The sequence below is a fragment of the Actinopolymorpha cephalotaxi genome (assembly GCF_013408535.1).
Lineage (GTDB): Bacteria > Actinomycetota > Actinomycetes > Propionibacteriales > Actinopolymorphaceae > Actinopolymorpha > Actinopolymorpha cephalotaxi.
Map to the genome: position 1 here is coordinate 1787674 of NZ_JACBZA010000001.1, position 24060 is coordinate 1811733.

18 protein-coding genes and 1 tRNA gene are annotated in these 24060 nt (G+C 70.9%); 15 read left to right on the forward strand and 4 right to left on the reverse strand.

Annotated elements, in window-relative coordinates; genetic code table 11:
* Positions 1-15: 15 nt before the first annotated feature.
* From FHR37_RS08040 to pyk, 3 genes are read left to right on the forward strand one after another with little or no spacing between them, the layout of a single operon-like run.
* Positions 16-795: an ABC transporter ATP-binding protein gene (locus tag FHR37_RS08040; RefSeq protein ID WP_092884765.1), complete on the forward strand. Its 780-nt coding sequence runs from the start codon at positions 16-18 to the stop codon at positions 793-795.
* Positions 792-1532, forward strand: a complete 741-nt coding sequence (locus FHR37_RS08045; RefSeq protein ID WP_092884763.1) for a hypothetical protein — start codon at positions 792-794, stop codon at positions 1530-1532. The genes FHR37_RS08040 and FHR37_RS08045 overlap by 4 nt, the downstream gene beginning before the upstream one ends.
* Positions 1533-1563: 31 nt before the next feature.
* Positions 1564-3006, forward strand: a complete 1443-nt coding sequence (gene pyk / locus FHR37_RS08050) for a pyruvate kinase (protein ID WP_092884761.1) — start codon at positions 1564-1566, stop codon at positions 3004-3006.
* Positions 3007-3068: 62 nt separating this feature from the next.
* On the opposite strand, the gene FHR37_RS08055 is transcribed toward pyk, so the two are convergent.
* Positions 3069-3154, reverse strand: a tRNA-Leu gene (locus tag FHR37_RS08055).
* Between the two features lie 126 nt (positions 3155-3280).
* On the opposite strand from FHR37_RS08055, the gene FHR37_RS08060 reads away from it, so the two are divergent.
* The 7 genes from FHR37_RS08060 to FHR37_RS08090 all read left to right on the forward strand — a co-directional run bounded on the left by FHR37_RS08060 (position 3281) and on the right by FHR37_RS08090 (position 11264).
* Positions 3281-3922 (forward strand): ANTAR domain-containing response regulator, encoded by a 642-nt coding sequence (locus FHR37_RS08060; RefSeq protein ID WP_237768894.1) that lies wholly within the window; start codon positions 3281-3283, stop codon positions 3920-3922.
* Positions 3923-4078: 156 nt separating this feature from the next.
* Positions 4079-5323, forward strand: coding sequence for a branched-chain amino acid ABC transporter substrate-binding protein (locus FHR37_RS08065; RefSeq protein ID WP_237768893.1), 1245 nt, complete (start codon positions 4079-4081; stop codon positions 5321-5323).
* Between the two features lie 164 nt (positions 5324-5487).
* Positions 5488-6498, forward strand: a complete 1011-nt coding sequence (locus FHR37_RS08070; RefSeq protein ID WP_092884755.1) for a branched-chain amino acid ABC transporter permease — start codon at positions 5488-5490, stop codon at positions 6496-6498.
* Positions 6495-7655, forward strand: a complete 1161-nt coding sequence (locus FHR37_RS08075) for a branched-chain amino acid ABC transporter permease (RefSeq protein WP_092884753.1) — start codon at positions 6495-6497, stop codon at positions 7653-7655. The genes FHR37_RS08070 and FHR37_RS08075 overlap by 4 nt, the downstream gene beginning before the upstream one ends.
* Positions 7652-8608, forward strand: coding sequence for an ABC transporter ATP-binding protein (locus tag FHR37_RS08080; protein ID WP_092884751.1), 957 nt, complete (start codon positions 7652-7654; stop codon positions 8606-8608). Before FHR37_RS08075 ends, FHR37_RS08080 begins: the two co-directional genes overlap by 4 nt.
* Complete coding sequence (locus FHR37_RS08085) at positions 8595-9308, forward strand: ABC transporter ATP-binding protein (RefSeq protein ID WP_092884749.1); 714 nt, start codon at positions 8595-8597, stop codon at positions 9306-9308. The genes FHR37_RS08080 and FHR37_RS08085 overlap by 14 nt, the downstream gene beginning before the upstream one ends.
* Before the next feature lie 114 nt (positions 9309-9422).
* Entirely contained in the window at positions 9423-11264 is a 1842-nt protein-coding gene (locus FHR37_RS08090; RefSeq protein ID WP_092884747.1) for a GNAT family N-acetyltransferase, read from the forward strand.
* Here the strand turns inward: FHR37_RS08090 and FHR37_RS08095 are convergent.
* Positions 11236-12003, reverse strand: a complete 768-nt coding sequence (locus FHR37_RS08095; protein WP_237768892.1) for a DUF554 domain-containing protein — start codon at positions 12001-12003, stop codon at positions 11236-11238. The genes FHR37_RS08090 and FHR37_RS08095 overlap by 29 nt on opposite strands.
* A 462-nt stretch (positions 12004-12465) precedes the next feature.
* Between FHR37_RS08095 and ileS the strand changes: the two genes are divergently transcribed.
* Positions 12466-15597, forward strand: a complete 3132-nt coding sequence (gene ileS / locus FHR37_RS08100; RefSeq protein WP_092884745.1) for an isoleucine--tRNA ligase — start codon at positions 12466-12468, stop codon at positions 15595-15597.
* A 13-nt stretch (positions 15598-15610) separates the two neighbouring features.
* Here ileS and FHR37_RS08105 read toward each other — a convergent pair whose 3' ends face one another.
* Complete coding sequence (locus FHR37_RS08105) at positions 15611-16042, reverse strand: PaaI family thioesterase (RefSeq protein ID WP_092885045.1); 432 nt, start codon at positions 16040-16042, stop codon at positions 15611-15613.
* Between the two features lie 64 nt (positions 16043-16106).
* Between FHR37_RS08105 and polA the strand changes: the two genes are divergently transcribed.
* Entirely contained in the window at positions 16107-18809 is a 2703-nt protein-coding gene (gene polA, locus FHR37_RS08110; RefSeq protein ID WP_237768891.1) for a DNA polymerase I, read from the forward strand.
* A gap of 25 nt (positions 18810-18834) precedes the next feature.
* Here polA and FHR37_RS08115 read toward each other — a convergent pair whose 3' ends face one another.
* Positions 18835-19671 (reverse strand): class I SAM-dependent methyltransferase, encoded by an 837-nt coding sequence (locus tag FHR37_RS08115; RefSeq protein WP_092884741.1) that lies wholly within the window; start codon positions 19669-19671, stop codon positions 18835-18837.
* Positions 19672-19760: 89 nt separating this feature from the next.
* Here FHR37_RS08115 and FHR37_RS08120 point away from each other — a divergent pair, with 89 nt between their 5' ends.
* The 3 genes from FHR37_RS08120 (at position 19761) to rpsA (ending at position 23990) form a co-directional block, all read left to right on the forward strand.
* Positions 19761-21089 carry a M18 family aminopeptidase gene (locus FHR37_RS08120; RefSeq protein WP_092884739.1) on the forward strand — a complete coding sequence of 443 codons (1329 nt, stop codon included), beginning with the start codon at positions 19761-19763 and terminating at the stop codon, positions 21087-21089.
* A gap of 13 nt (positions 21090-21102) precedes the next feature.
* Positions 21103-22113 (forward strand): phosphotransferase family protein, encoded by a 1011-nt coding sequence (locus tag FHR37_RS08125; RefSeq protein ID WP_092885043.1) that lies wholly within the window; start codon positions 21103-21105, stop codon positions 22111-22113.
* 338 nt (positions 22114-22451) lie between these two features.
* Positions 22452-23990, forward strand: coding sequence for a 30S ribosomal protein S1 (gene rpsA, locus FHR37_RS08130; protein WP_092884737.1), 1539 nt, complete (start codon positions 22452-22454; stop codon positions 23988-23990).
* The last annotated feature ends 70 nt before the right edge of the window (positions 23991-24060 follow it).

Below are 24060 nucleotides of genomic sequence, written 5' to 3' on the forward strand. Positions count from 1 at the left end.
TGGTAGAAACCCGATGTGCGACTGCTGGACGTGCACGCCCGATACCCGGCGGGGGACGACTGGGTGCTGCGTGGCGTAGAGGCGGAGCTGCGGCCCGGCGACACGATCGTGGTGACCGGCCGCAACGGCGCCGGCAAGTCGACCCTGCTGCGCGCGCTCGCCGGCCTGACTCCGATCGGTCGCGGCCGGGTCCTCGACCGGCCTGCCGTGGTGGGCTGGTTGCCCGACAAGTTCCCCACGGACCAGCGGTTCAGCGCGGCCGGTTACCTGCGCGCGATGGGGCAGGTACGCGGACTGGCCCGCGCCGACGCCGACGTCGTGGTCGCCCGGCTGGCCGAACGCCTGCAGCTGACGGACTACCTGCCGGTCCCGCTCGCCGAACTCTCCCAGGGCACCGGCCGCAAGGTCGCCCTCGTCCAGGCGCTGCTGATCCGGCCCGGACTGCTGATCCTGGACGAGCCGTGGGAGGGCCTGGACGCGCCGAGCCAGGCGGAGCTGCCCGCGCTCGTCGGCGAGGTGGCCGAGGCCGGCGGAATCTGCGTGGTCACCGACCACCGCGGCCGGTCGGCGGACCTCGGCTCCACCCGGCGGTGGACGGTACGCGACGGCCGGGTCGAGGAGCGGCCGCTCGCCGAGCAGTCGCCGGGCCTGGACGACCTGTCGGACCCTGGCGAGGGCGACCCGGAACCGTGGCACGTGATCGAGGTGGTCGTCCGGGCGCACGACCCGGCCGCCGAGGTGGCCCGGCTGCGCGCCGCCGGCTACGACATCCGCCGGGTACGGGGCGAGGCATGACCGGCCAGCACGGCGCCCGACGCACACCACGTACCGACGCTGCGGGCGGTTTCCGCCGCACCCTCGCGCTGACCCGGATGCGGCTGGTGTCCTACGTCGCCAGTCAGCGGGCCTGGCCCCCGTGGGTGGCCGGCCTGGCGCTCGTCCTCGCCGCGCACGCCGGCGGCAGGTCCGCCCCCAACCAGGCGTACGCCTTCTCCGCCGCACTGCTCTTCGCGGTGTTCGGGTGGCAGGCCAAGACGGTGCTCGACACCGAACCCGACGGGCAGCGGCTGCTGTCCCGCGCAGCCGTCGGCTCCGGCGCCCGCGAGGTCGTCGCGGGGCTGCTGGCGGCGCTGGCCGCGGCGGTGCCGGTCGTGGTCGTCGCGGTCGTCGTCCCGTACGCCGTCGGCGCGCTGAAGATCCGCGGCCCGGCACTGCCCTGGCTGGGGTTCGGGGCGTGGATCCACCTGCTCGCCGTACTGGCCGGGATCGGGGTGGGCGCACTGGCCAGCCGGGTGGTGGTCGCGCGGGCCGGCTGGTCGGCGCTGATCCTGGTCGGCGCACCGGTCGCGGTGCTCGTGCTGGGCTCTCGCGACGCCCCCGCCGCCCGGGTGCTGGTGCCCCCGCTGATCTCCGCGGCACGCCTGGAATCCGCCGCTGACCTGGGCGGACTCCTCACCGCGACGCTGCACGCGACCGTCTGGGCGGCGGTCCTGCTGGCCGTCTACGGAGCTCTGCGCCGCACCCGATGGTGACGCCGGACGAAGCGGGCATAGGCTCGGGTCCGTGCGTCGCGCAAAGATTGTTTGCACCTTTGGTCCTGCTACCTCCACGCCGGAGCGGATTCGTGAGCTGGTCGACGCCGGCCTCGACGTCGCCCGGCTCAACCTGAGCCACGGCACCTACGCCGAGCACGAGCGGATCTATCGCATGATCCGCGAGGCGGCGGAGGAGTCCGGTCGTGGAGTCGGGGTCCTGGTCGACCTCCAGGGGCCCAAGATCCGCCTCGGGAAGTTCGCCGAGGGCTCGGCCAACCTCGTCTACGGCGATCGGTTCACGATCACCACCGAGGAGTGTCCCGGTGACGCGTCCCGGGCGTCCACGACCTACGAGGGCCTGCCCGGTGACGTCGGCGTCGGCGACCGGATCCTGGTCGACGACGGCCGGCTCATGCTGGAGGCCGAGGAGGTCACCGACACCGACGTGGTGACCAGGGTGCTGATCGGCGGCAAGGTCTCCGACCACAAGGGACTCAACCTGCCCGGCGTGGGCCTGTCCGTCCCGGCCATGTCGGAGAAGGACCACGAGGACCTGCGGTGGGCGCTGCGCCTGCGCGCCGACATGATCGCGTTGTCGTTCGTACGCTCCGCCCGCGACGTCGAGGACGTCCGCCGGGTGATGACCGAGGAAGGCGTACGGCTCCCGGTCATCGCCAAGATCGAGAAGCCGCAGGCGGTGCAGAACCTCGAGGAGATCATCGACGCGTTCGACGCCTTCATGGTGGCCCGCGGCGACCTCGGCGTGGAGATGCCGCTGGAGGACGTCCCGCTGGTCCAGAAGCGCATCGTCGAACTCGCCCGCACCAACGCCAAGCCGGTGATCGTGGCGACCCAGATGCTCGAGTCGATGGTCAACGCCGCCAGGCCGACCCGCGCGGAGGCCTCCGACGTCGCCAACGCCGTCCTGGACGGTACCGACGCGGTGATGCTGTCGGGGGAGACCAGCGTCGGCATCTATCCGATCGAGGCCGTACGCACGATGGCCCGGATCGTGGAGACCACCGAGGAACACGGCCTGGACCGGATGGCCGGCATCGACTGGGAGCCTCGCACCAAGGGCGGCGTGATCGCCAAGGCGGCCGCCGAGGTGGCCGAGCGGCTCGGCGCGAAGTTCCTGGTCGCGTTCACCCAGTCCGGCGACACCGCGCGCCGGCTGGCTCGTTACCGCTCCCGGGTGCCGCTGCTGGCGTTCACCCCGGAGGAGATCGTCCGGCAGCAGCTGGCCCTCACCTGGGGCGTGGAGACGTTCCTCGTACCCACCGTCTCGCACACCGACGAGATGGTGAAGCAGGTCGACCGGGCACTGCTGGCGGTGGGACGTTGCCGGCGCGGCGACAGCGTGGTGATCGTGGCGGGCAGCCCGCCCGGACTCCCCGGCTCGACCAACGCGCTGCGTGTGCACCGCATCGGTGACGCGGTTGCCCAGGCGGCACCTGCCTACCGGGTCTGAGGAGCCTGACAGGGCTGAGGAATCCGAGCAGTCCGAAGAGTTCGAACTGGCGGAAGGACCGCTGGTGCCGGGTGTGGGATTCGAACCCACACGCCCTTTCGGACAATGGCTTTTGAGGCCATCATGTCTACCATTCCATCAACCCGGCAGGTCGCGGGTTGAATCTTACCCGGTCCCGTCCGGCGATCGGCGGCAGCCGCCGGGGGTACGCTGTCGGCGCTGTAAGGCCCCCCACACCACCCTGTAAGTCATTCGTCCGCAGGAGGACCGCGCCGTGAGCAACCCCACCGAGCGTGCACCGCGCCGGGTCGTCGTGGCCGAGGACGAGGCACTCATCCGGCTCGACCTCGCCGAGATGCTGGGCGAGGAGGGCTACGACGTCGTGGGGCAGGCCGCCGACGGCGAGCACGCGCTCAACCTCGTGCGGGAGCTTCGCCCCGACCTCGTGATCCTGGACGTGAAGATGCCCCGGCTGGACGGCATCAGCGTCGCCGAGGCGATCGGCAACGAGAGCATCTGCCCGGTCATCATCCTCACCGCGTTCAGTCAACGCGAACTGGTCACCCGGGCCAGCGAGGCCGGCGCCATGGCGTACCTCGTGAAGCCCTTCACCAAGGCGGATCTGGTGCCGGCGATCGAGATCGCGGTGTCGCGGTTCACCGAGCGGGCGCAGCTCGAGAGCGAGGTGTCCGGCCTCACCGATCGCCTGGAGACCCGCAAGCTCGTCGAGCGGGCGAAGTCGATCCTGCAGCAGAAGTTCGGGCTGTCCGAGCCGGACGCGTTCCGCTGGATCCAGAAGACCGCCATGGACAAGCGGGTCGCGATGCGCCGGGTCGCCCAGCTCGTCGTCGACGAAGGTGACGGAACAACAACGGAAAGTGCCGAAACCGGGCCTTCGGACCCTTCGGACCAGTGATTTCGTCCATTTCGCTCACCTGTTGGGTTACGAAGCGGTAAGAGGCTCGCGAGGTTCGTTCACCCGCAGTGCCCGACCGGCTAGTCTCTCTCCACCGCGGGCCAGGCCTGGCCTGCCGCAAGCATCACCTGACGTTGCTTGGCAATGGAGGATTTCGTGTACAGAACACGACTCGTTCGTGTGCTGGCGTTGACGGCGGCCCTGTCGCTCGGGGTCGCCGGATGCGCGCAGAACACCGACAAGACCGGTGAGAACAAACAGAGTGGGGGCGGCCAGGCCAACGCACCGGCGATCAAGGCCGACCCGGCACCGCCGCTGCCCACCGACGCCGCCCTGCCGGCCGGCGACGGTAAGGGCAAGTGCGGCAAGGTGTCCATCGCCTACATCGGCACCATCGCCGGTGCCAGCGCCGCGCTCGGCCTGAACATCCTCAACGGCGTGAAGCTCGCGGTGAAGGAGCACAACGCCGCCAACCCCGGCTGCCAGGTGACCCTGAAGCAGTTCGACTCCGAGGGCAGCCCCGACAAGGCTCCGGGCGTGGTGACGCAGGCGATCAACGACAAGTCGATCCTCGGCGTCGTCGGCCTGGCGTTCTCCGGTGAGTCCAAGGCGGTCGGCAAGGCGTTCAACGACGCCGGTCTGGTGACCGTCACGCCGTCGGCGACCAACCCCAACCTCGCCAAGAACGGCTGGAAGACCTTCTTCCGCGGTCTGGGCAACGACGCCGTGCAGGCGCCGGCGGTGGCCGCGTTCATCGGCGACCAGCTCAAGGCCAAGAAGGTCTGCGTCGTCCGCGACGACTCCGAGTACGGCATCGGCCTGGCCGACCTGGTGACCCAGTCGCTGGGCTCCAAGGCCTCCTGCCAGCAGAAGGTCAAGACCGGCCAGAAGGAGTTCTCCGCCGTGGTCGGCGCGATCTCCTCCCAGAAGCCGGACGCGGTGTTCTACTCCGGCTACTACCCCGAGGCCGCTCCGCTCGTGCAGCAGCTGCGCGACGACGGCTTCGAGGGCTCGATCGTCGCTCCCGACGGTGTGCGCGACGACGAGTTCGTGAAGAACGCCGGTGGTTCGGCGGAGGGCGTCTACCTCAGCTGCCCGTGCCTGCCGTCGGCCGGTTTCACGAAGTTCACCAAGGACTACAAGGCGCTCGCCAACCGCGAGCCGTCGACGTACTCCCCGGAGGGCTACGACGCCACCACCATCCTGCTCAAGGGACTGGACAAGGGGCTGAAGACCCGGCCGGCGATGCTCAACTACGTCAAGAACTACCAGGGCCAGGGCCTCACCAAGCAGTTCAAGTGGAACGCCGACGGTGAGCTCACCCAGACCCCGGTCTGGATGTACGAGGTCAAGGACGGAAAGATCGTTCAGCTGAAGGACATGAGCAAGGCCACCTCCTGATCGTTCGGCCCTGATCGTCTGACGCAGGCGGGCTCCGGGTACGTCGCCTCCTTCCGGGGGCAAGCACGGCGACGTGCCCGGAGCATTCGCGGGAACGGCCCCGCTCTACGTCACCAGGGAACGCGCCTCCGCCGGACGCGCCCAAGGAAGACAGGTCGCCCCTTTTGACGTATCACCTCGCGCTCACCCTCGCCCAGACCGAGAGCCACTGGATCGACTTCAACGTCGGGCTCCTCCGGGACGAGTTCTGGTCCAACACCATCGACGGCCTGGCGTACGGCAGCATCTACGCGCTGGTGGCGATCGGCTACACCCTCGTCTACGGCGTACTCCGCCTGATCAACTTCGCGCACTCCGAAGTGTTCGTGGTGGGCGCGTTCGGCGCCTACTTCACCTTCGTCGGGCTCGGCTACCAGCCCGGCCCCACCAGCGATTCCGGGATCGTCCCGCTCATTGTCAACCTGCTGTTGGCAGGGATCGTGGCGATGGTCGCCTCGGGTGTCATCGCCCTGATTCTGGAACGCGTCGCCTACCGCCCGCTTCGTAAACGCAACGCGCCGCGGCTGGTCTTCCTGATCACCGCGATCGGTGCGTCGTTCGCCATCCAGCAGGCGCTGCTGATCTGGCGGGGCGGCAACCCCGAGCCCGCGATCCGGCTGCTCCGCCCGCAGGCGGTGTTCGAGTTCGGCACCACCCGGATCACCAACATCCAGATCATCGTCTTCGTCGCCTCGCTGCTGCTCCTGGTGGTGGCGGACGCCTTCGTCGGGCGTACCCGGCTCGGCCGCGGCATCCGTGCCGTCGCCCAGGACCCCGACACCGCGGCGCTGATGGGCGTCAACAAGGAACGCGTCATCATGTTGACGTTCGTGCTCGGCGGCGCCCTGGCCGGCGCGGCGGCGTTGTTCTACGTCATGCAGATCCCGCAGGGCGTGCTGTACAACGGCGGCTTCCTGCTCGGCATCAAGGCGTTCACCGCGGCGGTGCTCGGCGGCATCGGCAACCTGCGCGGCGCGCTGCTCGGAGGGCTGCTGCTCGGCGTGGTGGAAAACTACGGCCAGTCGCTGTTCGGCGGGGAGTGGCGCGACGTCGTCGCGTTCGTACTCCTCATCGTCATCCTGATGGTGCGGCCCACCGGAATTCTCGGTGAGTCCCTCGGGAAGGCCCGCGTATGAGCGCCGGCGTCGGTACACAACGGGATCCGGGCACCGCACGGCAGCCGTTCGGGCAGCGGGTGCGCGACTGGTGGAACTCCCGCAGCCGGGCAGAGCAGTGGATGATCACCATCCCGGTGGTGGTGCTGGTCTATCTCCTCCCGATGCTGAACGTCTTCCCGCTGAGCACCGAGCCGTGGACCGACTACGAGCTCGCGCTGTTCAACGCCGCCCGGCTCGGCCTGATCGCCCTCGGCCTCAACGTCGTACTGGGCCAGGCGGGGCTGCTCGACCTCGGCTACGTCGGCTTCTTCGCCATCGGTGCGTACGTCGCGGCGATCATGACCAGCCGGGACTCCTTCCTGCACAACCCGCACTACTCGTGGCTGGTGGTCGTCCCGGTGGCGATGGCGGTCACGATGATCTCGGGTGTGCTGATCGGTACGCCGACGCTGCGGTTACGCGGGGACTATCTCGCGATCGTCACGCTCGGGTTCGGTGAGATGGTCCGGCTGCTCGCGGACAACCTCGACCCGCTGCGGGGCAACCGCGGCTTCCAGGACGTCGGCCGCCCGCCCGGCACGCATGCCGACGGGTCGCCGTTGTTCACCCAGACCGACGGCAAACCGTGGTACTGGCTCACCGTCACGTTCATCATCGTGATCCTGTTGCTGATCGGAAACCTCGAACGCAGCCGGGTGGGCCGCGCCTGGGTGGCGATCCGGGAGGACGAGGACGTCGCGGAGCTGATGGGCATCCCGACGTTCCGCTTCAAGATCTGGGCGTTCGTGATGGGCGCCGCGATCGGTGGGCTGTCCGGCGTGCTGTACGCGGGCCAGGTCGGCTTCGTCAACAACCAGCGCTTCGACGTGGTGACCTCCATCCTGTTCGTGGCCGCGGTGGTGCTCGGCGGTTCCGGCAACAAGGTGGGCGTACTCCTGGGTGCGCTGGTGATCTCCTACCTGCCCGACCGGTTCCAACTCGCGCCGCAGTACCGCTTCCTGGCGTTCGGTCTGGCGCTGATCGTGTTGATGATCTTCCGCCCGCAAGGCCTCCTTGGCGCCCGTCAACGGCTCCTTGCGCGCGGGCGGGACGCCTACAAGCGGCTGGTGGGTGCTCCGGAGCCGGTGTCGGCCGACAGTGCCCTCACCGAACAGGGCAAGGGAGGCGACCGATGAGCGACACCCGGCCCGAACCCGAGGTGGACACACCGGCCGTCCCGCCCGACCCGGCGGCACCACCCGCGGAAGGACTGTCCGCCGAAGTCCTGCAGATGAGCGAGGAGGAACGCGCCGCCCACTTCGCCGACGTGGCGGAGGCGGTCGCACCCGACCGGGAGATCGCGGTCGGGGTCGGCGAGACCCTGCTCGAACTCCGCGACGTCACCCTGCGGTTCGGTGGCCTCACCGCGCTGGACTCCGTGTCGTTCGAGTTGCGGCGTGGGGAGATCCTCGGCCTGATCGGCCCGAACGGCGCCGGCAAGACGACCTGCTTCAACGTCATGACCGGCGTCTACCGCCCGACCTCCGGCCAGGTCCGGCTGGAGGACCGGCCGCTGGGCCGGCTCAAGCGGCACCGGATCACGCGCTACGGCATCGCCCGTACGTTCCAGAACATCCGGTTGTTCGACGAGATGACGGCGCTGGAGAACGTCGTGGTCGGCGCCGACGCCCGGCACCGCACCAGCGTGGTCGGCGCGCTGTGCCGGCTGCCGCGGCACTGGCGGGAGGAACGCGAGGGCGTCGAACGCGCGATGGCGCTGCTGGAGTTCGTCGGCATCGCCGACCGTGCGGCCGACCGGGCCAAGAACCTCCCGTACGGCTACCAGCGCCGGCTGGAGATCGCCCGCGCGCTCGCGACCGAGCCGAAGATCCTCTGCCTGGACGAGCCCGCCGCCGGCTTCAACCCCGCCGAGAAGGACGACCTGATGTCGTTGATCCGCCGGATCCGCGACGACGGCTACACCGTCCTGCTCATCGAGCACGACATGCGCGTGGTGATGGGGGTGACCGACCGGATCGTCGTACTCGAGTTCGGCAAGAAGATCGCGGACGGCACACCGGCCGAGGTCCGCGACAACCCGGCCGTGGTGGCCGCCTACCTGGGGGTCCCCGACGATGGCGCTGCTTGAGATCGCCGGCATGTCCGTCCACTACGGCCGGATCGAGGCGCTGCGCGACGTCTCCCTCACCGTGGAGGAAGGCGAGATCGTCACCCTGATCGGTGCCAACGGCGCCGGCAAGACGACCACGATGCGCGCGGTGTCCGGGCTGATCCCGCTGTCCAGGGGCAGCATCAGCTTCAACGGCGAGGACATCACCCGGCTGCGGGCCGACCTGCGGGTACGGCGCGGGATCTGCCAGTCGCCGGAGGGCCGAGGAGTGTTCCCCGGCATGACGGTGCGGGAGAACCTCGACATGGGGTGCTACGCCCGCAAGGACCGCAAGGGGATCGACGCCGACTTCGAGCGCGTGTTCGAGTTGTTCCCGCGGCTGAAGGAGCGCATCTCCCAGCAGGGCGGCACGCTGTCCGGTGGTGAACAGCAGATGGTGGCGATCGGCCGGGCGCTGATGGCGCGGCCGCGACTGCTGCTGCTGGACGAGCCCTCGATGGGGCTGGCGCCGCAGTTCATCCAGCAGATCTTCGCCATCATCACCGAGATCAACCAGCAGGGCACCACGGTGCTCCTCGTCGAACAGAACGCCCAGCAGGCGTTGAGCCGGGCACACCGGGGCTACGTACTCGAGACCGGTTCGGTCACCCGTTCCAGCGCCGCGAACGAACTGCTCGCGGACCCGGCGGTGAAGGAGGCCTACCTCGGCATCGCCTGAGGACGTGTCCCGGCGGACGGATCGGTCGCAGGGGTCACGAACCGGTCCGAAAGACGCGGCGCGCACTTCGCAATCGGTGCATGCGCGTTCCCCCGAACCGGAACACTGGTGGCCATGGAGTGTCGGAGCAGGCGGCTGCTCATCCGGGACTTCGTCGAGGCCGACCGGGGTGCTGTCCGGCTGTGGCGCGAGGACGCCGACGTCACGCGGTATCTCGACAAGCAGGCCGGCACGAGTCCGGACGCGTGGTTCGACGCGGTGCTGCGGTACAACGCGCAGGTGCCGCGCACGTCCCACGACGCGGCGATCGTGCTGCGGTCGACAGGTGTGGTGATCGGCTGGATCGGCATCGCCCGGTCCTTCGACCCGAGCGCCGGTGAGCTGACCGTCGGGTACGCGCTGGACAAGTCGGCGTGGGGCCACGACTACATGACCGAGGCCCTCGTCGCCGTGCTCTCCTACGGCTTCGCCAAGTTGGGCGTACGCAGCATGTCCGCCCAGTGCTACACCGCCAACGGCGCCTCGGCGCGGGTGATGGAGAAGGCGGGGATGAAGTTCGCCGGCCCGGCGCTGTCGGCCGACCCGAGCCTGGGTCACAGCGTCCGCTACGTCGCCGAACGCGACACCTGGCGACGGCCCGGGCGGCGCCGGCTCGGCCTGGCGGTCGCCATCGCGCTGCTCGCCCTCGTCGGCTTCCCGCTCGGAGCGGACCCCGTGCTGCGCGCCCTCAACCCGCCGGAGCCGCCCACCGACGCCCGGCTGGTGCGGTGGGTACCACGCGGAGACCTCTCCGGCGACCGGGAATTCATCGCCCAGGCCACCCGGGTGTGGCGGGAGTCGACGGGGCAGACGATGCCGGGCGCCCTGAGCAAGGTGTACGCGGTGTGGGCCGGCCGGATCGGCGCGGGCCGGGTGGCGCTGCTGCAGGGAGTCGGCAAGGACGGTCACGCGTACGTCGCCCAGGTCTCCGACCGCGGCCGGCCGCCGGTGCTGCGCCTCGATCGTCAGGAGAAGCTGGGCAGGCCGCCACCGAAGGCGCTGGTGATCAACTATTCCGGCGACCTCTCCGGCGCCGGCAGCGACGCGGCGGTGCTGCGACTGGTCCTGGCGCCCACCGACTTCACCTCGGGTGCGCCGGGCGAAGAGGCCGGGACCGCCGGAGCCGAGGCCGCCGGAGCCACCGGAACCGTGTCGAACTCCCGTCTGCAGATGTGGCGCCGGCTGGGAGACAGGCCGCTGGGCCGGGACTCGGAGTGGTCGAAGCTCCGCCCCGACCGGGACGGGCTGAGTGTCTCCTGGCTGCACGACGACAGGCGTTCGCCGTACGGCAGCATCGTGGTGTTCTCCCGTCCGCGGACCGAGGGTGCCGGCCGGCTGGACACGGTGGCCGCCTCGCCCACCCACCTCGTCGTCGGGCAGCCGCCGGTGCAGTTGGAGGAACCGACGTGGGGCCCCGCCCGGAAACTCGACCTCGCGGCCTTCGACGACGGGCGCGCGGTCCTGGCCGAGTCGGCGGCGATGACGGTGGCCAGGGGCCTGGACATCTCGCTGCTGGCCGAGGCGCGTGACCGGACCGGCCGGATGGTGGTGCTCGAGCTGCGCGGCCGGCAGGGCCACAAGATCGCGGTCGTCGCCTGGCGGGGCCGCCGGCTGGAGTGCGTGGCCGCCATGGACGTGCCGCGGCTGCAGCGGCGGCGGGCGGTCGCCCTGGGGTGCGTCAACCCGCGGGCAGGTCTGCTCGTGCTGGCGGCGGTGGCCGGACCGGGCGCCACTCAGGTGGACCTGCTAGACGCCCGCCGGCGACTGGTGCTCCCGGTCGAAGGGCACTCCGGCCGGCTGGTACGCCTGCCCGTGGGAGCCGAGCCGCTGCCGCTGTCGAGCACCGTCGTCAGCTCCACCGGCGGACGCGAACGCGAACCGGTGGACGTCATCCCCACGATGACACCAGGGCCGTGAACAACGGCGCCAGGGCCAGGGCGGGCAGCAGGTCACCCACCGGCAGCTGCCTGACTCGCAGCAGCCGCAGCGCGACCCCGACCAGCAACAGCCCGCCGGTGGCGGTCAGCGCCGAGACCTGACCGGTGGACAGGAATGTCCCCACCAGCGCGCCGACGACCGTGAGTCCGCCCTGGACCACGAGGACGGTGAGGGCGGCCGCGGCGACTCCCCAGCCGAAGGACGCCGCGAACGCCACCGAGGTGATCCCGTCCAGCGTCGCCTTCAGCGCCAGCTGCTCCGAGCCGCGGCCCAGACCGTCGGAGATCGAGCCCAGGACGGTGAGCGGGCCCACGCAGAACAGCAGCGACGCGGCCACGAACCCCTCCACGAACAGGCGGCGCTCCGGCGAGGCCGCCCGGCCGGCCAGCCGGGCCTGCAGCCGGTGCCCCAGCCCCTCCAGGCGGAGTTCGAGCCGCAGCAGCGACCCGATCACCCCGCCGACGACGAGCGAGGCGAGGACGATCAGCATCGGTGCGTTCGGCCCGACCAGGCCGACCAGTGCCGGGTCGCGGACGGCGTAGGCGGCGAACGCGGCGATCAGCAGGGTGACCAGCCCGATCGCGTCGGTCACCACGTCCCGGGTGCGGGAGGGGAGGCGGTGGCCGAGCAGGACGCCCAGGCCGGTGCCGACCAGGATCGTGATGACGTTGAGCAGGGTGCCGAAGCCGCGGAACACCACCCGGACACTACCGATCACGCCTCCGGCCGCGCCGATCACGCCTCTGGCCCCGGGTTCCCGTCCGCCTGCCCGATCCGCCCGGCCCGCGTGATCCGTACGATCCGTGCCGGTGGGCTCCGGTCCGGGCCGATCAGCGTCGATCCGAGCCGATCCGAGCCGATCAGCGCCGATCAGCGCCGATCCGAGGGATACGGGAAAGACGCTGGCGCGCGTCGGTACTCTTGGCGTACAGGCGTCGACCCGGCCATCACCGGCGAGCCTCCGGAAGAACGGCGCCCCTCGGGGCTCCTACTAGACCCGGACGGGTCCGGCCCGTGACAGCCGGCCAACGAGCGGGCTCGACCGCGACTCACCCGTCGCGACCGGGCCAAGCGAGGTGGTACCGCGGGCACGCGCCGACCGGTGGCGCGGGTTCGTCCTCGCACGACCCGCACGGCGCGAGCACCCCAGCTCGAGCCGCGACCCGAGGACGCCTGCGAGATGAGCTACCCCCGACACCGCGACGACGCGAAGGTGCCCGCCTCCCCGTCGTTCCCCGATCTCGAACGCGAGGTGCTCGACCACTGGGAGGCCGACAAGACCTTCCAGGCCAGCGTCGACCAGCGCCCGGCGGGTGAGCGTGGCGACAACGAGTTCGTCTTCTACGACGGCCCGCCGTTCGCCAACGGCCTGCCCCACTACGGCCACCTGCTGACCGGCTTCGTCAAGGACGTCGTTCCCCGCTACCAGACCATGCGCGGCCGCCGGGTCGAGCGCAGGTTCGGCTGGGACTGCCACGGTCTGCCGGCCGAGGTCGAGGCCGAGCGCGAGCTGGGCATCTCCACCAAGCGGGAGATCGTCGAGCTCGGTGTCGAGCGGTTCAACGAGGTCTGCCGCACGTCGGTGCTGCGCTACACCTCCGAGTGGGAGAGCTACGTCAACCGCCAGGCCCGGTGGGTCGACTTCGGCAACGACTACAAGACGCTCGACATCTCCTACATGGAAAGCGTCATGTGGGCGTTCAGGTCGCTGTACGACAAGGGACTCGTCTACCAGGGCTTCCGCGTGCTGGCGTACTGCTGGCGGTGCGAGACCCCGCTGTCCAACACCGAGACCCGGATGGACGACGTCTACCGCGACCGGACCGACCCGGCGAGCACGGTGTGGTTCGAGCTGGAGACCGGTGAGCGGATCCTCGCCTGGACGACGATGCCGTGGACGCTGGTGCCCAACGTCGCCCTGGTCGTCGGGCCGGACATCGACTACGCCGTCCTCGAGCACGAGGGGCACCGCTGGATCCTCGCCGAGGCCCGGCTGGACGCCTACGCCGCGGAGTTCGAGGGCGCGACCCGGGTGGGCACGCTGAAGGGCAGCGAGCTCGTCGGCCGCAAGTACACCCCGCTGTTCGAGTTCCTGACCGAGGCGATGGCGGAGGTGCCCGCGGCGTTCACGGTGCTGGCCGGGGACTTCGTCTCCACCGAGGACGGCACCGGTGTCGTCCAGGTCGCGCCGTCCCACGGCGAGGACGACTTCAACGTCTGTACGGCCGCCGGCATCCCGGTGATCGTCACCGTCGACGACCACACCCGGTTCACGTCCGTCGCGCCGAGGTTCGAGGGGCTGCAGGTCTTCGAGGCCAACCGGCCGCTGCTGCGCGAGCTACGGGAGCGGGGCGTCCTGGTCCGCCAGGACAGCTACACCCACCCCTACCCGCACTGCTGGCGCTGTGACACGCCGCTGGTCTACAAGGCGGTGGACAGCTGGTTCGTGGAGGTCACCCGGGTCAAGGACCGGATGGTCGAGCTCAACCAGCAGATCGACTGGACGCCGGCGCACGTGCGCGACGGGTCGTTCGGCAAGTGGCTGGCCAACGCCCGCGACTGGTCGATCAGCCGGAACCGCTTCTGGGGTTCGCCGATCCCGGTGTGGAAGTCCGACGACCCCGCCTACCCGCGGACCGACGTCTACGGGTCGCTGGACGAGCTGGAGCGCGACTTCGGCGTACGCCCGAACGACCTGCACCGCCCCGGCATCGACCAGTTGACCCGGCCCAACCCCGACGACCCGACCGGCTGCTCGACCATGCGCCGGGTGCCGGAGGTGCTGGACTGCTGGTTCGAGTCGGGGGCGATGCCGTTCGCCCAGGTGCACTATCCGTTCGAGAACACCGAGTGGTTCGAGAACCACTACCCGGGCGACTTCATCGTGGAGTACCTCCCGCAGACCCGCGGCTGGTTCTACACCCTGCACGTCCTGGCGACGGCTCTCTTCGACCGGCCCGCGTTCCGGTCCGCCGTGGCACACGGCATCCTGCAGGGCGACGACGGACGCAAGCTGTCCAAGAGCCTGCGCAACTACCCCGACGTGCGTGCCGTGCTCGACTCCTACGGCGCGGACGCGATGCGGTGGGCGCTGATGTCGTCGCCGGTGCTGCGGGGCGGGGACGCGATCGTGGCCGACACGGCGTTCCGGGAGGCGGTCCGGCAGTCGATCAACCCGCTGTGGAACGCGTACTACTTCTTCACGCTGTACGCCAACGCCGAGAACGCCCAGGCCCGCCGGCGTACCGACTCCACCCACGTGCTCGACCGCTACGTGCTCGCGAAGCTGCACGACACGGTGGTGGAGACGACCGCGGAGCTGGATTCGTACGACATCTCCGGGGCGTGCGCGGCGGTGCGGTCGTTCCTCGACGTGCTGACCAACTGGTACGTCCGGCGCTCGCGGGACCGTTTCTGGTCCGGTGACCAGGACGCGTTCGACACGTTGTACACCGTGCTGGAGGTGCTGTGCCGGGTGGCGGCGCCGCTGCTCCCGCTGGTGACCGAGGAGGTGTGGCGCGGGCTCACCGGCGAGCGTTCGGTGCACCTGGCCGACTGGCCGGACGCCGCCGACCTGCCGGCCGACGACGACCTGGTGGCCTCGATGGACGGCGTACGCGCGGTCTGCTCGGCGGCGCTCGCGCTGCGCAAGGCGAAGGGCCTGCGGGTCCGGCTGCCGCTGGCCGGCCTGACCGTGGCCGCTCCGGACGCCGAGCGGCTGCGCCCGTTCGTGGACCTGATCCGGGACGAGGTCAACGTCAAGGAGGTCCGCCTCGACGGTGACGTCGCCGCGCACTGTGAGCGCGTGCTGTCGGTCGTGCCGCGGGCGCTGGGCCCGCGGCTCGGCAAGGACGTGCAGCGGGTCATCCGCGCGGTCAAGGGCGGCGACTGGTCGGTCGCCGACGACGGCGTGGTGGCCGGCGGGGTGACTCTGGCCGAGGGGGAGTACGAGCTGCGGCTCGTCCCCGCCCGGCCGGAGTCCACGGCCGCGCTGCCCGGCGACGTCGGCGTGGTCGAACTCGACACCGAGGTGACGCCGGAGCTGACCGCGGAGGGCGTCGCTCGGGACGTGATCCGGGCGGTGCAGCAGGCCCGGCGCGACGCCGGCCTGGACGTCTCCGACCGGATCGCGCTGACGGTCGCGTCCCCTGACGAGGAGGTTCGCAAGGCGGTCGACACCCACCGCGAACTGGTGGCGGGGGAGACGCTCGCCCGCGAACTCTCGGTCGGCGCCACGGCCGACGGTGCGGGACCGGCGGTCGAGGTCGGCGAGGGCTGGACCGTCCAGGTGTCCGTACGCCGGGAGGCCTGACCCGCCCGGTAGTTCAGCCTGCGGCGGGCCCGGCCGGGGTTCCGGCTGACGCCTCGGCCGACGGCCCGGCGTCGCGGAGGTGACAGGTGAGGCGGGCGGTGCACACGCGCCGCCCGTCCTCGTCGCTGATCACCACCTCGTACGTCGCGGTGGTCCGGCCGCGGTGCAGCGGGGTGGCCACCCCGGTGACCGAGCCGCCGCGTACGGCCCGGTGGTGGGTGGCGTTCAGGTCGACGCCGACCGCGATCCGGCCCGGTCCGGCGCCCAGCATCGCGGCGACCGAGCCCAGGCTCTCCGCGAGAACGCACGACGCGCCGCCGTGCAACAGCCCGAACGGCTGGGTGTTGCCCTCCACCGGCATCGTCCCCACGCACCGGTCCGGGCCGGCCTCGGTGATCGTGATCCCGAGGCGGTCGTGAATGGGTGCGTCCGGCAGCTGCGACATACGACCAGTTGACCAGACGACCGGTTGGCCCGGGCTGTCGGTGGGGCCCACTAGAGTCGCCTGCGTGGCAGACGCACCCCGCACCGACCGACCCCGGCTCCTGCTCCTCGACGGCCACTCGCTGGCCTACCGGGCGTGGTTCGCCCTGCCGGCGGAAAACTTCTCCACCGCGACCGGCCAGACCACCAACGCGGTCTACGGCTTCACCTCGATGCTGATCAACATGCTGCGCGACGAGCAGCCCACCCACATCGCGGTGGCGTTCGACGTCGGGCGGCAGACCTTCCGCAGCGAGGCCTACGCGGAATACAAAGCCGGCCGGGCGAAGACGCCGGACGAGTTCCGCAGCCAGCTGCCGCTGATCAAGGAAGTGCTCGGCGCGCTCAACATCCCGTTCGCCGAGGCGGAGGGTTACGAGGCCGACGACGTGATCGCGACGCTCGCCACGGCGGCGACCGCGCAGGGCCACGAGGTCCTCGTCGTGTCCGGCGACCGCGACGCGTTCTCCCTCGTCAGCGACGACCTGACGGTGATCTACCCGACGCGCGGGGTGTCGGAGGTGGCCCGGATCACCCCGGCGGAGGTGGAGCGGCGCTACGCCATCCCGCCCGAGCGTTACAGCGACCTCGCCGCGCTGGTCGGCGAGACGAGCGACAACCTCCCCGGTGTTCCCGGGGTGGGGCCGAAGACCGCGGCCAAGTGGCTCAACCAGTACGGCTCGCTCGACGATCTGGTCGCCCACGTCGACGAGGTGAAGGGCAAGGCCGGTGAGTCGCTGAGGGCGCACCTCGGGCAGGTGCTGCAGAACCGCCAGCTCAACGAGCTCGTCCGCGACGTGTCCCTCCCGGTGCAGCCCGGCGACCTCGCCCTGCGGCCGTGGGACCGCGACGCCGTGCACTCGGTGTTCGACGCGCTGGAGTTCCGGGTGCTGCGCGAGCGGCTGTTCGCGACCCTGCAGACGGCCGAGCCGGAGGCGGAGGAGGGTTTCGAGGTCACCGGCGCCGCCCTGGAGCCGGGCCAGCTCGCGGGCTGGCTGGACACACACGCCAAGGGGGCGCCGGGCACGGTGCGCACCGGGCTGCACGTCCAGGGCAGCTGGGGCAGAGGATCCGGGGACGTCGCCGGTGTCGCGCTGGCCTCCTCCGACGGCACCGCCGTCTGGCTCGACCCGACCCTGATGACCCCCGAGGACGAGCAGGTGCTCGCCGACTGGCTCGCCGACCCCGCGCACGAGAAGGCACTGCACGACGCGAAGGGCCCGATCCTCGCGCTCGCGGCCCGGGGCTGGACGCTGCGCGGCCTCACCAGCGACACCGCACTGGCCGCCTACCTCGTCCGTCCCGACCAGCGGTCCTACGACCTGTCCGACCTCACCCTGCGCTACCTCCGCCGGGAGCTGCGCACCGAGACCGCCGACGACGGCCAGCTCAGCCTGGACGGCGTGGACGACTCCGGTGGCATCGCCGAGACGGCCATGGTGGCCGCGCGGGCGGTCATCGACCTCGCCGCCAAGCTCGACGAGGAGCTGTCCCAGCGAGGCGGCGCCCGGCTGCTCGGCGAGGTCGAGCTGCCCCTGGTGAGCGTGCTCGCCCGGATGGAGCAGGTCGGCATCTGCGTCGACGCGGACCGGCTGTCGGAGCTGGAGGCCCACTTCGCCGGCCAGGTCAAGCAGGCCGCCGACGACGCCTACCGCGTGATCGACGAGGAGATCAACCTCGGCTCGCCCAAGCAGCTCCAGGTCGTCCTCTTCGACAAGCTCGGCATGCCGAAGACCAAGCGCACCAAGACCGGCTACACCACCGACGCCGAGGCGCTGCAGCAGCTGTTCGTGCAGACCGAGCACCCGTTCCTCGCCCACCTGCTGGCCCACCGCGACGCGTCCCGGCTGCGGTCCACGGTCGAGGGGCTGCTCAAGACGATCGCCCACGACGGCCGCATCCACACCACGTTCAACCAGACCATCGCCGCGACCGGCCGGCTGTCGTCCACCGACCCCAACCTGCAGAACATCCCCATCCGCACCGAGGAGGGCCGCCGCATCCGGGAGGCCTTCGTCGTCGGGCCCGGGTTCGAGCGGCTGGTGACCGCCGACTACAGCCAGATCGAGATGCGGATCATGGCCCACCTGTCCGCCGACGCGGGCCTGATCGACGCGTTCAACTCCGGTGAGGACTTCCACGCGGCCACCGCCTCGCGGGTCTTCTCCGTTCCGCCGGCCGAGGTCACCCACGAGATGCGGGCCAAGATCAAGGCGATGAACTACGGCCTCGCCTACGGCCTGTCGGCGTACGGCCTGTCCCAGCAGTTGCGCATCGACACCGCCGAGGCGCGCGGACTGATGGACGAATACTTCGAACGCTTCGGTGGCGTGCGCGACTACCTGCGCGGCGTGGTCGACGCTGCCCGCAAGACCGGCTACACCGAGACGATCCTCGGCCGCCGCCGTTACCTTCCCGACCTCACCAGCGACAACCGCCAGCGCCGGGAGATGGCCGAACGCATGGCGCTGAACGCACCGATCCAGGGCTCTGCCGCCGACCTGATCAAGGTCGCGATGCTCGGCGTCGACGAGGCGCTGCGCACCGCCGGGCTCACGTCCCGCGTCCTGCTGCAGGTGCACGACGAGCTCGTGCTGGAGGTCGCGCCGGGGGAGCAGGGCCAGGTGGAGGAACTGCTCCGCGCGCAGATGGGTGGCGCCGCCGACCTGACCGTCCCCCTCGACGTTTCCCTCGGGGAGGGGCGCACCTGGCACGAGGCCGGCCACTGAGCGACCCCGCCCGTCCGCTGGTTTCTTACGCCGTGCGCTCGCAGACGAAGATCGCCGTCCCGGGCAGCAGCCGGCCGCGAAGTGGACTCCAGCCGCCCCAGACGTTGGTGTTGCCCGCGGGCCACTCGGGCTCCACCAGGTCCCTGACCACGAATCCCGTCGCGGTCAGCGCGCGCACCCAGTCGCCGATCGTGTGGTGGTACTCCGCGTACGCCCATCGCCCGGCCTGGTCGGTCTCGACGTACGGCGTCCGATCGAAGTAGGACCGGTCGGCCACCAGCCCCGCGGGCCCCGGGTCGTCCGGGAACGCCCACCGCACCGGGTGGCTGACGCTGAACACCCAGCGACCCCGCTCCCGCAGCACCCTGGCCACCTCCCGCAGCACCCCGTCGAGATCGGCGACGAACGGCAGTGCGCCGTACGCCGAACACGCCGCGTCGAACGCCCCGTCGGCGAACGGCAGCGCCCCGGCGTCCGCGGTGACCACGGGCACCGCCACGCCGGTCTGTTCGTCCAGCCGCCGGGCGTGCTGCGCCTGCCGGAACGACACGTCGACCCCGACCGGGCGGGCGCCCGCGGCGCGCAGCCGGCGGGCACACTGGGCGGCCCCGCACCCCACCTCGAGGACCCGCAGTCCGGCCACGTCGCCGAGCAGTCCCGCGTCCGCCTCGTCCAGCCCCTCCGGACCCCACACGAAGCCCGCGTCGCGCAGGAACGCCCCGTGTTCGAACTGGTAGTCGTCGGCGTTCTCGTCCCACCACCGCCGGTTGGCCGCGCCGGGCACCCTCGGGCCCGCCTCGGGACCGGACGGTCCACTCGTGTCAGGACTCCCGCCCACGCCGTGCACCTTCCCTTCTTCCATGAGCCCCTTCTTCCATGAGCCGGCCTCTCCGCCGGGCGCCCCTTCTTCCACGAGCCGGCCTGTCGGAGCAGCGCACTAGGATCCTCCGCATGTCCACTGAGCCCTCGACCGACACCCTGTCCGTGCCCGAGCGCTTCGCCGAAGCCGCCGGCCTGTGTGAGTTCATCGACGCCGCGCCGTCGCCGTTCCACGCCTGCGCCGAGGCGGCCGCCCGGCTGGAGGCGGCCGGGTTCACCGCGGTGGACGAGGCTGCCCGCTGGCCGCGCGAGCCCGGCCGCTACTACACCGTGCGCGGCGGCTCGCTGGTCGCGTGGAGCACCGAGCAGGCGGCCGAGGCGCACACGCCGTTCCGGGTCGTCGGCGCGCACACCGACAGCCCCAACCTCCGGATCAAGCCGCACCCCGACACCACCCGGGCGGGCTGGCAGGCCCTCGCCGCCGAGCCCTACGGCGGCCCGCTGCTCAACTCCTGGCTCGACCGCGACCTCGGCCTGTCCGGCCGGGTTGCTGTCCGCACCCCGGACGGCACCGACGAACGCCTGCTCCTGGTGGACCGCCCGATCCTGCGGGTGCCGCAGCTGGCGATCCACCTCGACCGGGAGATCCGCGAGACCGGCGTGAAGCTCAACCCCCAGCAGCACGTGTTCCCGGTCTGGGGAGTCGGGTCCTCACCCGGCGACTTCACCGCGTTCGTCGCCGAGGAGCTGAAGGTCGAGCCGGGCGACGTCCTCGCCTGGGAGCTGATGACGCACGACCTCGCGCCGAGCACCCGGATCGGCCGGGACGGCGACCTGCTGAGCGCGCCGCGGCTGGACAACCTCGGCACCACCTACGCCGGCGTGCGGGCGCTGCTGAATGCGGTGGAATCCCCCGGAGCGTTCCCGCTGGTGCCGGTGCTGGCGTTGTTCGACCACGAGGAGGTGGGCAGCGTCTCCGAGCGAGGCGCGGCGTCCACGCTGCTGCCCGCGGTCCTCGAGCGGATCGTGCTCGCCGGCGGCGGCGACCGGGAGGACCTCCTGCGGGCCCTCGCCGGGTCGATCTGCGCGTCCGGTGACATGGCCCACGCGACGCACCCCAACTATCCCGAGCGCCACGAGCCCCACCACCAGATCGCGGTCAACGGCGGCCCGGTGCTCAAGGTCAACGTCAACCTCCGCTACGCCACCGACGCCCGCGGCACGGGTTCGTTCGTGTCGGCCTGCGAGCAGGCCGGCGTCCCGCTGCAGCGGTTCGTCAGCCGCGCCGACATGCCGTGCGGGTCCACGGTCGGGCCGATCACGGCCGCCGGTGTCGGTCTCACCACCGTCGACGTGGGTGCGCCGCAGCTCGCGATGCACTCCGCGCGGGAGCTGTGCGGAGCCGCCGACCCCGGGATGTACGTCGGCGCGCTGGCGGCGTTCCTCGCGCCGGCGGGCTGAGAGCGCGGTGCCGATGCCACCCACACCAGGCGCTCTTCCCGGCGACGGCGACCAAGGCGGCGAGCTCGGGCGAGAACCCGAGCGGGAGTCCGGCCGCGGAGCGGTGGCACATCCGGTGACCACGGCCGCCTGGCATCTTCTCGGCGCCGACGCGCGGCCGTTGTCGGGCGGGTACAGCGGCGAGACGTTCCTCGTCGGCGCCCCCGGGGAGGAGGCCGTACTCCGGCTCTACCTCCGCGACCCCGGCCGGGCCGGGATCGACGCCGCGCTGTTCGCCCTGGTCCGCGACCTGGTGCCGGTGCCCCGAGTCCTCGACCTGCGCACCCGGGCGACCCCGGAGCAGCCCGCCTACCTCCTCATGGAGCGGTTGCCCGGGGAGCCGCTGGACCGCTGGCTGCCGGACGCGTCTCCGCAGCTGAGGAAGGCGGCGGGTGCCGGCGTCGGCAGGGTGCTGGCGCGGCTGTCGGGCATGCCGTTCCCGACGGCAGGCGAGTTCGCCGACGCCGACCTGCGAGTCCGGCCCTGGGCCGGAGCCGCCGGCGGACTGGAGGAGTGGGTGGACGCCCACCGGGAGTCCGGCGCCCTCGCCGCCTGGAGTTTCGCCGACGTCGCCGGTCTGCGGGAGGTGGCCCGGCAGGGCCAGGACCTGCTCGACGGCGTACGCCGTAGCTGCCTGTGCCACTCCGACTTCAACCCCAAGAACCTCCTCGTCGACCCCGGCACCGGCGAGGTGACCGGCCTGGTCGACTGGGAGTACGCCCACGCCGGCAACCCCTACGCCGACCTCGGCAACCTGCTGCGGTTCGAGACCGACGAGGTGTTCGCCACCGCCGTCGTCGACGCGTTGCGCACCTACGGGCCGCCGCTGGATCCGGCCTTCCGGCAGGTCGCACGGGCGGTCGACCTGTTCGCCCTGGTCGACCTGGCCGGCAGGGCGGAACACCACGAGATCACCCGCGCCGCCACCGACCTGTTGCTGCGCTGCGCACGGGCCCGGGATCTGTCCGGCGGGCGCCCCGGCTGACGGGCCTGCACGCATAGTGAGCGGCAAGTCAGCCGATAAGTGGACAAATCACCGCTTCGGCTCCCGATGTACCGCACAGTGGGAACGCTCCGCCGGGTTCTCGCGTTTGGGTTGGCCGCTGTCTGCGGGGTTGCGTTGACCCTTGTCGCGGGGCACCCGTATCCTGACATGAGCGTTGTGGGCCTGTGCGACCTCGGACGGAGCAGGCTCGCGCTCGTTCTTGTCGAAATCACCTGGTTCCGGCCCAGGAAGAATGGCCGCGACTTATCGGCAGTGCGATCAAAGGGTCCACGCGCGCACGTGACGACGACCAACGCCATATCGGAGCCATCAACCAGATGACGAGCAGCATCGAGGCCCCGCTGACTGATTCAGCACCGGCCCAGCAGAAGACGCCGCAGGTCGCGGTGAACGACGTGGGTTCGGAAGAGGCTTTCCTCGCCGCGATCGACGAGACAATCAAGTACTTCAACGACGGTGACATCGTCGAGGGCACCGTCGTGAAAGTCGACCGGGACGAGGTCCTGCTCGACATCGGCTACAAGACCGAAGGCGTGATCCCCGCTCGGGAGCTGTCGATCAAGCACGACGTCGATCCGGGCGAAGTGGTGAAGGTCGGCGACCACGTCGAGGCGCTTGTCCTCCAGAAGGAAGACAAGGAAGGCCGCCTGATCCTGTCCAAGAAGCGTGCTCAGTACGAGCGCGCCTGGGGCACGATCGAGCAGATCAAGGAGGAGGACGGCGTCGTCACCGGCACCGTCATCGAGGTCGTCAAGGGCGGTCTCATCCTCGACATCGGTCTGCGCGGCTTCCTGCCTGCCTCCCTGGTGGAGATGCGACGGGTCCGCGACCTGCAGCCCTACGTCAGCCGCGAGCTCGAGGCCAAGATCATCGAGCTGGACAAGAACCGCAACAACGTGGTTCTGTCCCGGCGCGCCTGGCTGGAGCAGACCCAGTCCGAGGTCCGGCAGAACTTCCTGCACCAGCTGCAGAAGGGCCAGATCCGCAAGGGCGTCGTCTCCAGCATCGTCAACTTCGGTGCGTTCGTGGACCTCGGTGGCGTCGACGGTCTGGTGCACGTCTCGGAGCTGTCCTGGAAGCACATCGACCACCCGAGCGAGGTCGTCGAGGTGGGCCAGGAGGTCACCGTCGAGGTGCTCGACGTCGACCTCGACCGCGAGCGTGTCTCGCTGTCGCTGAAGTCGACGCAGGAGGACCCGTGGCAGCAGTTCGCCCGGATCCACCAGATCGGCCAGATCGTGCCGGGCAAGGTCACCAAGCTGGTGCCGTTCGGTGCGTTCGTCCGGGTCGACGACGGCATCGAGGGCCTGGTGCACATCTCCGAGCTGGCCGAGCGCCACGTCGAGGTGCCCGAGCAGGTCGTCCAGGTCGGAAACGACGTCATGGTCAAGATCATCGACATCGACCTCGAACGCCGTCGGATCTCGCTGTCGCTCAAGCAGGCCAACGAGGGCGCCGAGGCGATCGGGGACCAGTTCGACCCGACGCTCTACGGCATGGCCGCCGAGTACGACGACCAGGGCAACTACAAGTACCCCGAGGGGTTCGACCCGGAGACGGGTGAGTGGCTCGAGGGCTTCGACAAGCAGCGCGACCAGTGGGAGCGCGAGTACGCCGAGGCGCACAGCCGCTGGGAGGCGCACAAGAAGCAGATCGAGGCTGCGCAGCAGGCCGAGATCGAGGAGGCCGAGGCCCCGGCAGCGGCGGCAACGTCCTCGTCGTCCTCGTCCTCGTCGTCGTCTTCTTCCGGTCAGTCCTCCTACGCTTCGGCCGAGCCGTCCCGCGAGGCCGAGGGCACGCTGGCTTCGGACGAGGCGCTCGCGGCGCTGCGGGAGAAGCTCACCGGCAACGGCTGAGTCCCGCCGCGTACCGACGCGACAAGCGACAACGGCAACGGCCCCGCCACCCGGCGGGGCCGTTGCCGTT